Raw genomic sequence first — 15,688 nt, 5'->3', positions numbered from 1 at the left:
TTAAAATAAAGCCGCCCCTAGAAAGGGCGGCTTTTATCTTTTTCGAAGTCCCATCAAACGAATAATGGATGTCAGACAAAGGGCAACAGCAACGGCTAAAATGATTTTTCCGTACATGACCCCTGTTAGGTTCATCAAAAAGACGGCCAATATTATACAGAGCGTGATGATGATCATCACAATCGAATAGGTTTTCATCTCTTTTTCCACTCCTTTAAAAATCCCCTCATGTGACACGAGAGATCTGTCAATCTTTCCTCATATTATATCACTCAATGACAATTTTACATGAAATTCCCTACCAATAGAATGTGACATATTGATTAGATTTTGAGTCATACCATATTTTTTAGAAAATCGGGTATAACATAAAGAATTGACCCAAAGTCATATTGCTTGATATTTAATTGTGCAAAATATAAAATAACCACAGGATAAATCGAAAGGATGATCAAGATGAGTAAGAAAGTGTTATTAGTATCTACAAGCAGCCCAGAAATGAATGGACATCCAACAGGCTTATGGCTAGAAGAGTTAGCAGAGCCATTTCATATTTTTAAAGAAAATGAACTAGAAGTACAAATTGTCTCTATTCAAGGTGGCACTGTACCAATTGACAAAAATTCAATTCCTGAAGGTGTCCCAGCGCAATATCAAGATGTGTATGAACGACTTCAAGACACAAAGGCGCTTACAGATGTGAATCCAGCTGATTATGACGGCATTTTCTTTGCTGGGGGACACGGCCCTATGATCGACTTTGCGTCTAATCAATTGGTAGCGGAGGCGATCTTAGAGGTTTCAGATAAAAATGGTGCGATCGGAGCCGTTTGTCATGGTGTTTCAGCATTCGTTGATGTGAAGGACGAAAATGGCAAATCATTTATCGAAGGCAAAAAAATCACAGGCTTCACCAACGAAGAAGAGGAAGCCGTGCAGCTGACATCAAAGGTTCCATTTTTATTGGAAACAAAACTTCGTGAGCAAGGGGCAGCGTTTGAAAAAGGTGATGCCTTTGCGCCATTTGCTGTCGTTGACGGTCAAATCATTACTGGACAAAACCCAGGATCAAGTGCAGAAACAGCACGTTTGTTTGTCAAAACTATTGCATAAAACGATCAAAAACCAGCCGTTACTCATGCGGCTGGTTTTTTTGTTATAAAAATGTCCCAAAAAAGACCAAAACAATGATTGGAATAATGGTAAAATTATCACAGGGTAAAAAACCCAAATGAGGAAAAGGGGATGTTCTTGTGAGAGCATTTTATGTCAAAATCACTGCAGCTTTACTGTCTGTTTTACTCGTCGCAACAGGTTTGTTTTCACCAGCATTAAAAGCAGAAGAAGCACCAAAATCAAGTGGGAAAAGATCACCACTGACAGAAAAAGCGATTCAGCAAGTGCAAGAGTCGTTTTTAAAGCAGGATGAAGGAACCGCTATCCAACAGAAGCAAGTGAAAAAATCATTTAAAGTGGATAAGAAGAAAGGAATCAGTATCAAACGAAAAGCTGCTAAAGATGGCAAAATGCGCACGTCTGCCGTTCGCTCCATTGATGGACTAGCCATAAATCAATCGGCTGTCTTAACAGAGGACGACCCAGTTGATTTATGGTTTTTAAGCACATCTTCACCTCAGGCACTCATCAGCCGGATTACCTCTTCAAACCCTGATTATTTCGTTCAATTATTTGTTGTTGATTATGAAACAGGACAAGCCTACCCAACGGATCTTATTCAACCGGCAGGCAGTCTGATTGCGTTAAGCAATTTACCAGCGGGTGATTATGCGTTTGGTATTACCAGCGGTGGAGACTTTGGAGACTCATATACATTACAGGTGAATGCCAAAAACCCACCAAATTTCACAGGTGCTGAATCCCTGTCATCAACATTGCAATACTTTGTCGCTACGTATGCCAATGGGGATGTTTTCGCAAATGGTACAAAAGTATATAACAAACAATCTAAGACCGCCGATTATAAATGGGAGCGTGTATTTTACTTCTCATATGATGGAAAATATGAACAGAGAACTCATTCTGTTGACAGTGTGAAGGTGAAAAGTATTTCGGCACCAGTGTCGTACTCTGCTCCATACGCAAGTTCCTCAGAGGCCATTCTCGTTTACTTAGATGTGGAGACTTTATTTATGTATCATGAATCATCGTTTGCTAGCGGGCAGTACTACCATAGTAGCTTTGTTGATACACTTGGGAAGACGACACCAAGACGCTTAGATATTGATGATATGACAAATTACGGTGATCATATTTTAGCTGTAGATTTAAAAACAGGAAAGCCGATCGATTTCTTCAGTGTGTTGAATTTCTACTATGCTGCAGGGATCGAGAAACTGCCAACAATCAGCACGTTGAATTAAGAAAGGCGGTTGACATCAAATCGCCACATGTGTAGAGTAAAGATAATTAAATGACAAAAGTCCACTAGGGGAGTCATGTATGACTGAGACAAGAGAAAATCTTGGACCCTTTGAACCTGATCTAGTTCGTACTAGCGGAGGGAAGTGGAGCTGGACCTTGTCTTATTCATGATTGAATCGATAAGAAGGCCGCTCCATTTGGGGTGGCTTTTTCATTTATTCAACTGAAGAAGAGGAGGCTTTTTTTATGACATTTTCTACACAATTAAGGAAAGAAGCAGAACCGTTATTTGAAGCCATTTATCAGCATCCGTTCGTCAGAGGCCTGGCAGCAGGAAAGCTGGAAAAGGAACAGATCATTCATTATGTCAAACAGGATGCAGAATACTTACAAGCATTCATTAAAATTTATGCAGCAGCGCTCAGCAGATGTACAGACAGAGAGGATATTGCGTTTTTTCATCAGCAGATTGCGTTTGTACTAGATAGTGAAACGCACCCCCATCAAAACCTCTGCCGAGTGGCAGGAGTAGCATATGATGAGCTCCAAGGTGCTTCTTTGGCTCCGAGTGCTCATCACTATATTCATCACATGCTGCAAGTCGCACAGGAAGGTACGCTTGGTGAAATCATCGCTGTCCTGCTACCATGTCCTTGGACATATTGGGAAATAGGGAAACGAATGCTCACAGATGTGCAGCCAGACCCGTCACATCCGTTTTATGAATGGATCACGTTTTATGGAGGGTTAACCGATTCTGTCACAGGTGAGCTTTGCAAGCGGCTCGATCAATTGGCGGAAGCAGCAAGTGAGAAGGAAAAGGAAAAAATGAAACAGCATTTTATCTTAAGCTGCCAGCTCGAGTACAAGTTTTGGGAAATGGCCTTCACTGTTGAAGAGTGGCCAGTTCAACTGGAGGTGCATTCATCATGACATGGAAGATGAAAGAAGTCGTCCTTGCTGTGATTTTATCCGTTGCGTGCGGTGTGATCTATTTAGGATGGTCCACACTTTACTTACCGATTACAGCACTTGTTGGCCCAGCAGGAGGCAATATCATGTTTGGAATATGGGTCATTGCCAGTCCAATCGTTGCGTATATCATTCAAAAGCCGGGGGCTGCCCTGATTGCGGAAACAGCTGCCGCGGCTGTGGAATTATTGACTGGCAGCCACTTCGGACTTTCAGCTCTGCTGATTGGTGTATGCCAAGGGCTTGGGGCAGAAATCGCCTTCGCTCTTTTTGGGTATAAACGATACCGCATGTGGACACTGATGCTGTCTGGTGCCTTTGCAGCTATCGGAGCGATGGCGTACAGTCTCGTGGCAAATGGATTTGGTTATTACACGCCTCAAGTTTTACTTATGACCCTTGTGACTCAAATTATTAGTGGAATGATACTTGGCGGCTGCCTTGCGAAAGTGGTGGTGGACGCACTATCCAAAACAGGTGTACTGAATCAATATGCCATCATGAAAGAAAAACGAAACAAAGGTGAACAGCATGAATTCATTTCTCGCGTGCAATGATTTGACTGTCCGTTTTTATGAACAGCCTAAGCCTGTTTTAAATCAAATCTCCCTGACGATTCAAAAAGGGGAAAAGGTGCTTATTTTAGGGCCGAGCGGAAGCGGGAAATCCACGCTCATTTCGGTTCTGGCTGGAATCATTCCAGAGCATGTGGAAGCAGACATGCAGGGTGAAGTGGTGTTACAAAGACATACAGGCGTCATGTTTCAAGATCCAGACTCTCAGTTTTGTATGCACCGCGTCAATGAAGAAATTGCCTTTAGCTTAGAGAACCGTTCCGTCCCTCGGGAAGAGATGGATGATATCATTCAGCAACTCATGCAAAAAGTCCAACTGAATGTCGATCCGCATACAGAGATTCACACTTTATCTGGCGGCATGAAGCAGCGATTGGCACTTGCTTGTTTACTAGCATTACAGCCGGATGTTCTATTCTTTGATGAACCAACCGCACAGCTTGACCCAGCAGGTAGAATGGACATATTTCAACTGCTGCAGCAGCTTGCAGCCGATCAGCAGCAAACCATGATTTTTGTAGAACATGTACTTGACGGAGTTATTGAATGGATGGATCGGGTGATTTTATTAGATGACCAAGGCAGCATTTTAGCAGATGGAGCTCCAAAAGATGTGCTCGTGACATATGAGGAAGAAATGAAAGAGGCAGGAATTTGGCGGCCAAAATTATTTCCCGAGAAATGGTCCACGATTATTCAAGATCCATTTCATCCACTGAGTCAAACCTTTATGCAAACCTATGAAGCAAGAAAAGAGCAGCATGAAAAAGTGCCGTCAATCGAACGAGAGACAATGATTCGTACAGAAAATCTTCAATTAAGCTACGGGAAAAAAAGGATTATGAGTAACCTTCAGCTTGATATCAAAGCAGGAGAATGGGTGGCGATTATTGGAGAAAATGGAAGCGGGAAAAGTACGTGTCTCAAACATTTGATCCGCTTAGAGCCAGCTAAAAAAGGTCATATTTTCTTAAAAGAAACAAACCTTAAAAAATGGTCTGACCGACTACTCTATGAAAAAGCAGGATTTGTGTTTCAAAATCCGGAGCTTCAATTTATACAAGACACAGTATTCGGTGAAATTGCCTTTGGCGGCAGACAGCGAAACTGGCCAGAATCAGTCGTACAAGAAAAAACGGCCCAGCTGCTGAAAGAGTTCGGTTTAGAGAAGCATGCAAAAGCACATCCCTTCACCTTAAGTTTAGGGCAAAAAAGAAGATTGAGTGTTGCCACGATGCTCCTTTTTGATCAAGATGTATTGCTGTTAGATGAACCGACTTTCGGTCAGGATGAAAAAACAGCGAAGGAATTAATGAGGCGTTTAAAAGAACGGCAGCGCCAAGGCACGACCATTGTGATGGTTACACATGATATGGAGCTTGTCGATGAATGTGCCGATCAAGTGCTTCTTTTTCATCAAGGCAAGCATGTATATGATGGTCTCCCTTATGATCTATTTTCAAATCAGGAACTTGTCGATGCTTATCAGCTGAGAGCTCCCTTACATTATCGCTATGTGGCAGAAAGAAAGGATGTGCTGACAATTGCAAAGTAATCATTCCTTTCTTTCTACTGTGAATCCAGTCATGAAATTACTCGCTCACCTGCTTGCGATGGGCTGCCTCATGGCGATATCTGATCCTAAAACAACCTTTATCATCTGGCTGTTTGCTCTTGGCATTGGACTTGTTTTTGGTGGATGGAATATGAAGTATCTCATCACAAGGCTTGTCCCTTATCTGCTCTTTTTTATTCTCGTCTTTTGGATGATGGCGGCATTCGGCAAGGGGGATCATACTGTTTGGAAGTGGGCGTGGTTTCATATCACGGAGGAGAGTTTAAGAAATGGTCTCACCATCGCTTTCAGAATGCTTGGATTTGTAACATTTGGCCTCCTTTTTACGTCCACAACAGATTTGACGGCATTTATGATGAGTTTGATTCATCAATGCCGAATGTCCCCAAAATGGGCGTATGGAATGCTTGCCGGCTTCCGGTTTATTCCGTTATTTCAAAGTGAATTAAAACAAATGAAAGCTGCTCATAAAATCAGAGGCTACAAGCAAAAAAACAGCTGGAAGGCCTTTATGCGTTATGCATTACCCCTTTTTACGCAGGGCGTACGAAAATCAGAACGCTTAGCGATTGCAATGGAAGCCAGGGGCTTCACAGGGACGAGAGAGCGAACGTATTATCACATCATCAGCACCTCATGGATTGACTATATGTATCTTTTTCTCATCGGTATCAGTGTCTTCATGTGCATTTACCTTGTTTAAAAAACACCCACATTCTCTTGATAGAATGTGGGCTTTTTATATGTCTTAGGTCATTTGATTGATATTAGTACACATTACAGGCTGTAATAGATCATATAACGAACCGATAAAGAAGGTGTACTGAGAAAAAGAGAGGATGAACGTAAGCGAATGTCACAGAGAATTGATAACATAATAGACGCTTTACCAATCATTGGACTTGCTATGAGAGAACAGCTAACCTTTTCTGTTTTAGGGAAAGAGAAGGTTCTTTATTATCAGCAACATGGGAATATTGATTTAGGATTTAAAGCTGGTGATACAGTAGATCCTGGATTCCAAAACTTTGCGATGCTGAAAAATGGGAGAGAACCATCGTTTATCCAAATTCCGAAAGAAGTATACGGGATTCCAATGGATATCGTAGCCGTTCCAATTACTGATGAATCAGGTCAAGTGGTTGCTGCCTTCTGTGTGGCCTATGACCAAACCAATCAACAACGATTAGAGCACATCATGACGGAGAGCAATGAAGCTTCCGAAAAACTAGTCGCAATGGTACAGCAGGTTGCCGCACATTCAGAGGAACTACAAGCGACAAGTGAACAAATTCTACAAAATACGAAAACCACTGTCGAAAATTCCTCTAAAATCAATCAAGTGTCCAATCTCATCAAAGGTATCTCTGATCAAACGAACTTACTTGGACTCAACGCATCAATAGAAGCTGCAAGAGTGGGAGAAGCAGGAGCAGGCTTTGGAGTGGTCGCAACAGAAGTGAGAAAGCTGTCAACTCACGCGAAACAGGCGACAACTGATATTGAAACAGCCCTAAAAGATGTGCAGGGGTCAATCAAAGGAATGGAAGAAGAAATTGCGCAAATTGTCGCTTCCTCTGAGCATCAGGCAGAACTTGTAGGCACTTTTACAAAAATTATTGAAGGCCTTCATGAAACAAACGAAACGATGAAAGCATTAGCAAACGACTTAGTGAACTATCAAGTGAAATAAAAAAACGATAAAACCTCCAGCTGAATTGGAGGTTTTTTATCATTTCAAGGTGAGAAACTTGTTAGGATTATGACCGTTTTATCGCTGACAGGCAGGATACACTTCTGTATGATAGAAAAAGAGAGACTAGTTTTGTCATTAGACCTATTCATAAGGAGGAAGATCATCGTGACACAATCAGCAAAGCTGCAAGAAATACTTGCACCCTACCGTCCGTTGTTAGGTGAAACGGAAAAACCAATGATTCAATTACAGATGAAACAAGGAAAAACAGGACCATACGACAGCAAAATAGCTGGTGATCCTTACTTCCCCAAAAATGACGAATATCCTGTTGACGGCGAAGGACATCCTATGAAACTTTTGGCACAAATTAATTTCGGCCAGCTGCCAAAGTTGAAGGGTTATCCAGAAAAAGGGATTTTGCAAGTCTTTATTTCTGTGCATGATGATCTTTATGGAATGAATATTGACCATAAAACAGAGCAAAAAGATTTTCGAATTAAATTTATTGAGGAACCTTTCTTGGCAGAAGAAGAGTTATTGACTGATTTTTCTTTTGTGAAAATTCCTGATGATTTTTATTTTCCTGTGACGAAGGAAGGCGCGATTACAGGTGAATTAGCAAGTGAAACGATCAGTGTAGGAGATTTCCGCTTTGAAAAAGTCACAGGAAAGAACAGCTGGGACCTATTCGAAGATGCAGATGGTGTTAATGGCGATGAAGCAGATGCCCTGCTGGATGAATTTTATGAAACAGCGAGTGGCTTTGGTCACAAATTGGGCGGGTACCCAGGGTTTACACAAGAAGACCCGCGTACCTATGTAGATCAAGAACATACCGTTTTGTTATTACAAATTGACTCAGATGACGAAGTAGATTTGATGTGGGGAGATTGCGGTATTGCCAATTTCTTTATCAAACCAGAAGACCTCAAACGAAAAAATTTCGAGAATGTTGTCTATAATTGGGACTGCTCCTGATTTTGTAAAAAACACACTTTAAACACTCTTTATAGAGTGTTTTTGTGTATGTTTTTAGACTTTTTTGTCCCTATTTCGTCATTTCTAAGAGGCAATATGTCATTCTTACTAGTTGACCGGATCAAAAAAAAATGTAAAATCATCTTAAAGTCCTCTTTTTTGAAAATAATAATAACATGACTTATGATTCAACGATAAAATGCTCGAAAAAGCGGAATGTACTGGGGGGTATCAATTGATCATTTCGAAAGTAATCAATAATAATGTTGTCAGTGCGTATGATGACGAGCAGCATGAGCTGGTCATTATGGGCAGAGGGATCGCGTTTCAAAAGAAAAGCGGAGACCCGATTGACGAAGAACGAATCGAGAAGGTATTTTCTATTCAAAATAAAGATATATCAGAAAAATTCAAAACCCTGCTTTATGATATTCCAATCGAGTATATGCAAGTGTGTGAGGCGATTATTGAGCATGCGAGAACAACGCTTAACAAAAATCTAAATGACAGCATCTATGTGACGCTGACGGATCATATCACCTTTGCCATTGAACGTCATCAAAAAGGAATGGACATCAAAAATGCCTTGCTCTGGGAAATCAAACGGCTGTATAAAGATGAGTTCAGATGTGGTTTAGAAGCGATTCGGATCATTGAGGACAAGCTGAGCATCCATCTTCCTGAGGATGAAGCGGGCTTTATTGCCATGCATATTGTCAATGCAGAGCTCAATGAGGAAATGCCAAACGTGATTCAAATCACCAAACTCATTCAAGACATTTTAAACATCGTTAAATATCACTTTCAAATTGATTTAGACGAGGAATCATTAAATTATTTCCGATTTGTAACGCATTTGAAGTTTTTCGGACAGCGTCTGTTTAACGAAACACAAATGGAAAATCAAAATGAGTTTCTGTATGAAGTGGTAAAAGAGAAAAACATTGCAGCTTTTCAATGCGCAGAAAAAATTAACGAGTATGTTCAAAAAGAATACAACCGAAGTCTCATAGAAGATGAAATGCTATATTTAACTTTGCATATAGACAGAGTAATAAAAAGAAAATAAATTCAAAAAGAAAGCGTTGACATCACAAAATTAACATGATAATTTATAACTATAAACTAAATAACCCACAATCTTTTAGGATTGTTACTGGTCAAGCAGGCAAAACCTAAATCATTGTCCCTATCTTTGATAAGGCATGATTTAGGTTTTTTTATATCTAAAGACTTATAAAAATTAAATAACGATCAATCGCTATGAAGGATTGTTACTGGTTAAGCAGGCAAAACCTAAATATCGATTAATGTCTGAATCGCTATTTCTCGGACATTAATGGATGTTTAGGTTTTTTCTATATCAAGATGAAATCAACGATTGGAGGGTAACACAATGAACCACAAACAAACAGCAAAAGAAGTGCTAGAACTTGTCGGCGGTGAAAAAAATGTTAAGCAAGTCACACATTGTATGACAAGACTTCGCTTCAACTTATACGATGAAAGCAAGGCAGATAAAGAAAAGCTACAATCAACAGACGGCGTCATGGGCGTGAATCAAAGCGGAGGTCAATATCATGTCATTATCGGCAATGATGTCTCAAATGTCTATCAAGCGATGATTGCTGACTCTGGACTATCAACAGATGTAAAATCAGGCGGTACAGAAGAAGCATCAAAACAAAATGTGATATCAAAGCTTTTCGATTTTATCTCTGGTGTCTTCACACCGATTCTCCCAGCCATCGCTGGAGCCGGTATGATCAAAGGGATTTTGGCACTGATGCTCACATTTCAGTGGATATCAGATAAAAGCAGCACGTATGCGATTTTAACAGCTATCGGAGATGGAGCCTTTTACTTCTTGCCGATTCTGCTTGCTGTAAGCGTAGCCAAAAAAATTGGTACAAATCAGTATATCGCAGCTGCCATTGCAGCAGCAGCACTGCACCCACAGTTAACCGCTTTACTGGGTGCGGGAAATACAGAATTTCTCGGCTTGCCAGTGGTTGCCGTTGTGTACTCTTCATCGGTGATTCCAATTCTTCTTACCATTTGGCTCGGCTCATATGTTGAAAGATTCGCAGAAAAATATAGTCCAAAATCATTAAAGATCATCCTTGTTCCAACAGTTACACTTCTTGTCGTTGTACCGGTTATGCTCATCGCGGTTGGACCACTTGGTGGAATTATCGGTAATGGCCTTTCAGGTGGAATTGATTTATTGTTTAAACATGCCGGTATTCTGGCCGGACTTTTGATTGGCGGGTTCATGTCACCATTGATCATTACGGGCATGCACTATGCACTGCTTCCAATCATGATTAACAACATTACATTAAACGGTTTTGACTTTATTCTTCCAATGATGTTTGTAGCGAACATGGCACAAGCAGGCGCAGCATTCGGTGTCTTCTTAAGATCAAAAAACAAAACATTCAAATCATTGGCGATGTCTACAAGTATTACAGCTTTAATGGGTATTACTGAACCTGCTATGTATGGTGTGAACATGCGATTGAAAAAACCGTTCTTTGCAGCCCTCATTGGTGCAGCAACAGGCGGCGTGTTCATGTCGATCTTTAAAGTAAAATCATATGTGGTATCTGGATCAGCAGGCCTCCCAGGTCTCCCAACATTCATTGGACCAACATTTGTCTACTCTATCATCGGCTTAATCATCGCCTTTGTCGTAGCATCAATCATGACACTTGTTCTAGGATTCAAAGATGTACCAGTGAAAGATGATAAAAAAGCAGACAAACCAGAAGAAAAAAAAGACACAGCAGCGCTTCAAAATGAAGTGGTACAAAGCCCGCTTGAAGGTCAATTAAAGCCGCTCAATCAAGTAAATGATGCAACATTCTCTAATGAAATCATGGGCAAAGGTACAGCCATTGTACCAACTGTTGGACGCGTTGTTGCACCGTTCAACGGCAAGGTTGAAACCATTTTTCACACAAAACATGCCATTGGCTTGAAGAGTGACCAAGGCACAGAACTTCTTATTCATGTCGGGATTGACACGGTAAAGCTTGACGGAAAGTATTTCACAAGTCATGTGCAGTCCGGTGATCTTGTTAAAGCAGGAGATTTGCTTGTTGAATTTGATATCAAGGGTATTCAGCAAGAAGGCTATGATGTGACCACACCTGTTATTGTTACCAACACAAATGATTATGCTCAAGTTGATGCGAAAACAGATGGAGCGATTACAGTGAAAGAGACACTGCTTACAGTCAGTGTAGAAGAAAAAGAGGAGGGCATTCAACATGAACAAGTTAGAAAAAACATTTCCTAAAGGTTTCTTATGGGGCGGCGCTGTTGCAGCCAACCAAGTTGAAGGCGCATATAATAAAGATGGAAAAGGCTTATCGACAGCAGACGTATCACCGCATGGTATTATGCATCCATTCGATGAATCAATGAAAGACCTAAACTTATATCATGATGCCATCGATTTCTACCATCGCTATAAAGAAGATATTGCACTCTTTGCAGAAATGGGATTCAAGAGCTTCAGACTATCTATTTCTTGGCCGCGTATTTTCCCAAATGGCGACGATGCGGAACCGAATGAAGCAGGTCTCGCTTTTTATGAAAAAGTATTTGATGAACTTCATAAGCATGGAATTGAGCCAGTTGTTACGATCTCTCACTATGAAATGCCGCTTGCACTTGTGAAAAACTACGGTGGATGGAGAAACCGTAAGCTTGTGGATCTTTATGAAACATACGCTAAAACATTGTTCACTCGCTTTAAAGATAAAGTGAAATATTGGATGACTTTCAATGAAATCAATGTCGTGTTACATGCACCTTTCACTGGCGGCGGGCTTGTATTTGAAGAAGGGGAAGACGAGAAAAGCATTCAATATCAAGCAGCGCATCACCAATTTGTTGCAAGTGCTCTGGCTGTTAAAGCAGGACATGAAATCATTCCAGATGCAAAAATTGGCTGTATGATTGCAGCGATGACCACATACCCGTACAGCTCAAGACCAGAGGATATGTTTGCTGCAATTGAGCAAGACCGTAAAACATTGTTCTTCTCAGATGTACAGGCAAGAGGCTATTACCCAGGTTACATGAAACGTTATTTCCTGGAAAATAACATCAACATTGAGTTCCAAGACGGGGACGAAGACATTTTAAGAAACCATACAGTTGACTATATTGGCTTCAGTTATTATATGAGTTTTGTGACGAGTACTGATCCAAAGATCCTTGAACAAGTTACTGGTGGTAACCTATTTGAAGGTGTGAAAAACCCTTATCTAGAAGCAAGTGATTGGGGCTGGCAAATTGATCCGAAAGGACTTCGTACAACACTGAATCAGCTGTATGACCGCTACCAAAAGCCATTGTTTATCGTAGAAAATGGATTGGGTGCTGTCGATCAAGTAGAAGAAGACGGATCAATTCAAGACGATTACCGAATTGATTACCTCAGAAGCCATTTGCTAGAGGCGAGAGAAGCCATCGCAGACGGAGTAGACCTGATCGGTTATACAAGCTGGGGCCCAATTGACCTAGTCAGCGCATCAACGGCTGAAATGAAAAAACGCTACGGCTTCATTTATGTCGACCGTGATAACGAAGGAAACGGTACATTAGATAGAAAGAAAAAGAAAAGCTTCGATTGGTATAAACAAGTGATTGCGACGAATGGTGAACATTTGGATGCATAAAAGAAAAAGACAAACCGCTCATACTGCGGTTTGTCTTTTTTGTCCTTTGAGGGACTACGAAGTCCACACTTGATCAGCAATCTCAATCACATGACGCAGCTTTTCCCATTGCTGCTCTTCTGTTAACAGGTTGCCTTCCTCTGTTGAGGCGAATCCACATTGTGGACTCAAACAAATTTGGTTAATGTCCACATATTGAGCCGCTTCCTCAATGCGTTTTTTAATCTGTTCAACTGGCTCAAGCTCACCGTATTTTGAAGTGACAAGGCCTAGTACGATTTGAAGGTTTGGGTTCTTCACATATCGAAGGGGCTCAAATCCGCCAGAACGATCGTCGTCGAATTCTAAAAAGAGACCATCAAGATCTAAGCCGGCGAAAATTGTTTCTGCCGCTGCTTCGTAACCACCTTCAGCTGCCCAAGTTGATCTAAAGTTACCGCGGCAAATGTGCATAGTAATCACCAAATCCTCTGGGCGATCAGCAACAGCTTCATTGATTGTCTTCGCAAACGACTCACGAAGTTCATCTTCTTCACGGCCAAAGGCTTTGATTTGCTCGTGACCTTTTTCAGAAAAGAACACGGCCCATGCCGTATCATCTAGCTGCAAGTAGCGGCAGCCTGCATCATAAAAACCACGGATGGCTTTCTTATACGCCTGTGCCACATCATGGTGGAATTCCTCTAAGCTGTCATACACTCCTTCTTCAAGCTTTCCACGGAAAAAGAGCATATTCGGACTTGGAATCGTCATTTTAGCTGTATGATCACCAGCGATGCTGTGAAGGAAACGATAATCCTCCAGCATTGGATGGTCTGTAAAATCGATCTTGCCTGTTACCTTGATCCCTCTTGCTTTTGTTGTCGTGTTATGGAATTGAATGCCCTGATCTGCTTCAAATCCTTCAACCCCGTCGAGTCCTTCCAGAAAGTCAAAATGCCACCATGCACGTCTGAACTCACCATCTGTGACAACCTCTAACCCAATTTCTTTTTGCTTCTCTACAATACGTGTGATTTCTTCGTTTTCAATTTGTCGGAGTTGTTCTGCTGTCAGCGTACCGTCTGCTTTTAGCTTGCGTGCTTCCTTGATGCGTTCTGAACGTAGTAAGCTTCCTACTTGATCTGCGCGGTATGGCGGTTTCGTTGTTTTCTTTCCAATGGTTTTTACTTGTGTCATGCTGAATCCCTTCTTTCTTCAGGTTAAAAAATCAAATAAAAAAGCTCTTCCTTGGATAAGGAAGAGCATCATATACTGTGAGAACTCTGCCTTATCTTCAAACAAGCATCTGCTTGCTTAAGGAATTAGCACCATTCTGTTCCTAGGAACAGCGGTTGCCGGGTTTCACAGGGCCAGTCCCTCCACCACTCTTAATAAGGTTACCTTTTGATTCAATTTTCTTAATAAACACAATTATTCAACGTTTTTAGGGAAAAGTCAATGGTTTTTACAATTTAATTTCCTACATGAACAAATCAGCAACAAGAACACCAGCAAGTCCGACAAGTGAAAGCACGGTGACCATCAAAGTCCACGTTTTAAAGGTTTGAGCCATTGATAGGTTAAAGTATTCTTTATAAATCCAGAAACCTGCATCATTCACATGAGAGAACGTGATACTGCCGGCACCTGTTGCGATCACCATTAACTCAGGGCTGACACCCGTCAGGCCAATCAGTGGTGCAGAAATGCCAGCCGCCGTGAGACCGGCGACAGTCGCTGATCCTAAAGAGACACGAAGGACAGCAGCAATGAGCCAAGTCAGAAGCAGGGGAGAAAGTGTGCTTCCTTGCATGATCCCTGCAATGTATTGATCGACGCCGCTATCAATGAGCACCTGTTTAAAGGCGCCTCCGCCCGCAATAATTAATAAAATCATGGCAATAGAGCCGATAGAATCCGTGATGGACTTCATTACGTCATGCATGCTCTTTCCTCTTCCAAGCCCAAACGTGTAGATGGCAAGCAGCACTGAGATTAATAGTGCAATCGCCGGTTCGCCTAAAAACTCAGCGGTAGGCAGCAATGGGGAGGAAGGGAAGAAAATTTCTAGAAATGCTCTGAAAGTCATAAGCAATACAGGCAAAACAGCGGTGAAAATGCTAATGCCGAAGCTAGGCATTTCTTCTTCTGTGAATTCCTTTGGATTAAATAAGTTCTTTGGGATATGTGCGTGCAACTGGTCTTTTTTAAATAGTTTTGTAAACAGAAGTCCACCTACTAAAACAGCAGGAATCGCTAAAATAATCCCAACCAATAAGGTTTGTCCCATGTTTGCTTGAAAGACATTCGCAATGGCAGTCGGCCCTGGGTGAGGAGGGAGGAAGCCATGTGTGGTGATGAGAGCAGCGACAAGCGGCATGCCCACATACAGCACAGGAAGTCTTGCAGCCTGAGCGATCGTAAAGACTAATGGAATTAAAATAATGAATCCGGTTTCATAAAATAGAGCAATTCCAATCACAAATCCAGTCAGCATTGTCGCCCATTGGATTTTTCCGATGCCAAATCGGTCAATGAGTGTCATCGCGATACGCTGAGCACCGCCAGAATCAGCCATCAATTTCCCAAGCATCGCTCCAAAACCGAGAACGAGTGCCAGGTGTCCGAGCGTACTGCCAAGTCCTTTTTCGACGGAAGCAATCGCTTCTAGTGGTGTCATCCCTTCTAACACAGCAACAATTAAAGAGACAATAATCAAAGAAATGAAAGCGTTTAACTTAAAGACAACCATGAGTAAAAGCAATAACAAAACGCCAAGTCCAATAAACACTAACGACATGATCTTTCCTCCTTTGTGGTGCATAAGGGG

The 15,688-nt window shown here is 41.5% G+C and carries 14 protein-coding genes and 2 riboswitches; of the genes, 11 read left to right on the top strand and 3 right to left on the bottom strand.

Annotated elements, in window-relative coordinates; translation table 11 throughout:
- Window positions 1-33: 33 nt before the first annotated feature.
- On the bottom strand, window positions 34-198 hold the full coding sequence (locus MHI46_RS18615; RefSeq protein WP_003214630.1) for a hypothetical protein: 165 nt from the start codon (window positions 196-198) through the stop codon (window positions 34-36).
- 258 nt (window positions 199-456) lie between these two features.
- Between MHI46_RS18615 and MHI46_RS18610 the strand changes: the two genes are divergently transcribed.
- The 11 genes from MHI46_RS18610 (at window position 457) to MHI46_RS18560 (ending at window position 12,876) form a co-directional block, all read left to right on the top strand.
- The gene (locus tag MHI46_RS18610; protein ID WP_342503011.1) at window positions 457-1,113 is read left to right on the top strand and encodes a type 1 glutamine amidotransferase domain-containing protein; all 657 of its coding nucleotides are present in this window, start codon (window positions 457-459) and stop codon (window positions 1,111-1,113) included.
- Window positions 1,114-1,253: 140 nt separating this feature from the next.
- Window positions 1,254-2,381: a hypothetical protein gene (locus tag MHI46_RS18605; RefSeq protein ID WP_260775024.1), complete on the top strand. Its 1,128-nt coding sequence runs from the start codon at window positions 1,254-1,256 to the stop codon at window positions 2,379-2,381.
- 56 nt (window positions 2,382-2,437) lie between these two features.
- Window positions 2,438-2,541, top strand: a riboswitch (TPP riboswitch).
- An 87-nt stretch (window positions 2,542-2,628) separates the two neighbouring features.
- Window positions 2,629-3,315 carry a thiaminase II gene (gene tenA, locus MHI46_RS18600; RefSeq protein ID WP_025093767.1) on the top strand — a complete coding sequence of 229 codons (687 nt, stop codon included), beginning with the start codon at window positions 2,629-2,631 and terminating at the stop codon, window positions 3,313-3,315.
- Window positions 3,312-3,911, top strand: a complete 600-nt coding sequence (locus tag MHI46_RS18595) for an ECF transporter S component (protein WP_025093768.1) — start codon at window positions 3,312-3,314, stop codon at window positions 3,909-3,911. The genes tenA and MHI46_RS18595 overlap by 4 nt, the downstream gene beginning before the upstream one ends.
- Entirely contained in the window at window positions 3,886-5,484 is a 1,599-nt protein-coding gene (locus MHI46_RS18590; protein WP_260775022.1) for an ABC transporter ATP-binding protein, read from the top strand. Before MHI46_RS18595 ends, MHI46_RS18590 begins: the two co-directional genes overlap by 26 nt.
- Window positions 5,474-6,208 (top strand): energy-coupling factor transporter transmembrane component T, encoded by a 735-nt coding sequence (locus MHI46_RS18585; protein ID WP_260775021.1) that lies wholly within the window; start codon window positions 5,474-5,476, stop codon window positions 6,206-6,208. The genes MHI46_RS18590 and MHI46_RS18585 overlap by 11 nt, the downstream gene beginning before the upstream one ends.
- A gap of 150 nt (window positions 6,209-6,358) precedes the next feature.
- Window positions 6,359-7,198, top strand: coding sequence for a methyl-accepting chemotaxis protein (locus tag MHI46_RS18580; protein WP_126682509.1), 840 nt, complete (start codon window positions 6,359-6,361; stop codon window positions 7,196-7,198).
- Window positions 7,199-7,366: 168 nt separating this feature from the next.
- The gene (locus tag MHI46_RS18575) at window positions 7,367-8,182 is read left to right on the top strand and encodes a YwqG family protein (RefSeq protein ID WP_126682508.1); all 816 of its coding nucleotides are present in this window, start codon (window positions 7,367-7,369) and stop codon (window positions 8,180-8,182) included.
- Between the two features lie 235 nt (window positions 8,183-8,417).
- Window positions 8,418-9,251: a PRD domain-containing protein gene (locus MHI46_RS18570; RefSeq protein ID WP_106025435.1), complete on the top strand. Its 834-nt coding sequence runs from the start codon at window positions 8,418-8,420 to the stop codon at window positions 9,249-9,251.
- 327 nt (window positions 9,252-9,578) lie between these two features.
- Window positions 9,579-11,486: a beta-glucoside-specific PTS transporter subunit IIABC gene (locus tag MHI46_RS18565; RefSeq protein ID WP_126682507.1), complete on the top strand. Its 1,908-nt coding sequence runs from the start codon at window positions 9,579-9,581 to the stop codon at window positions 11,484-11,486.
- Window positions 11,458-12,876 carry a glycoside hydrolase family 1 protein gene (locus MHI46_RS18560; protein WP_247543970.1) on the top strand — a complete coding sequence of 473 codons (1,419 nt, stop codon included), beginning with the start codon at window positions 11,458-11,460 and terminating at the stop codon, window positions 12,874-12,876. Before MHI46_RS18565 ends, MHI46_RS18560 begins: the two co-directional genes overlap by 29 nt.
- Window positions 12,877-12,930: 54 nt before the next feature.
- Here MHI46_RS18560 and MHI46_RS18555 read toward each other — a convergent pair whose 3' ends face one another.
- Both MHI46_RS18555 and MHI46_RS18550 read right to left on the bottom strand, forming a co-directional pair.
- Window positions 12,931-14,055, bottom strand: a complete 1,125-nt coding sequence (locus MHI46_RS18555; RefSeq protein ID WP_342503010.1) for a 5-methyltetrahydropteroyltriglutamate--homocysteine S-methyltransferase — start codon at window positions 14,053-14,055, stop codon at window positions 12,931-12,933.
- An 88-nt stretch (window positions 14,056-14,143) separates the two neighbouring features.
- Window positions 14,144-14,256: riboswitch (SAM riboswitch) on the bottom strand.
- A gap of 82 nt (window positions 14,257-14,338) precedes the next feature.
- Window positions 14,339-15,658, bottom strand: coding sequence for a gluconate:H+ symporter (locus MHI46_RS18550; protein WP_212039555.1), 1,320 nt, complete (start codon window positions 15,656-15,658; stop codon window positions 14,339-14,341).
- Window positions 15,659-15,688 lie beyond the last annotated feature (30 nt).

The sequence above is a fragment of the Bacillus sp. FSL K6-1000 genome, assembly GCF_038630785.1.
In the GTDB taxonomy this organism is placed as follows: Bacteria; Bacillota; Bacilli; order Bacillales; family Bacillaceae; genus Bacillus; species Bacillus safensis.
Note: the sequence above shows the minus strand (reverse complement) of the source record. Positions and strands in the feature narration are given on the sequence as shown.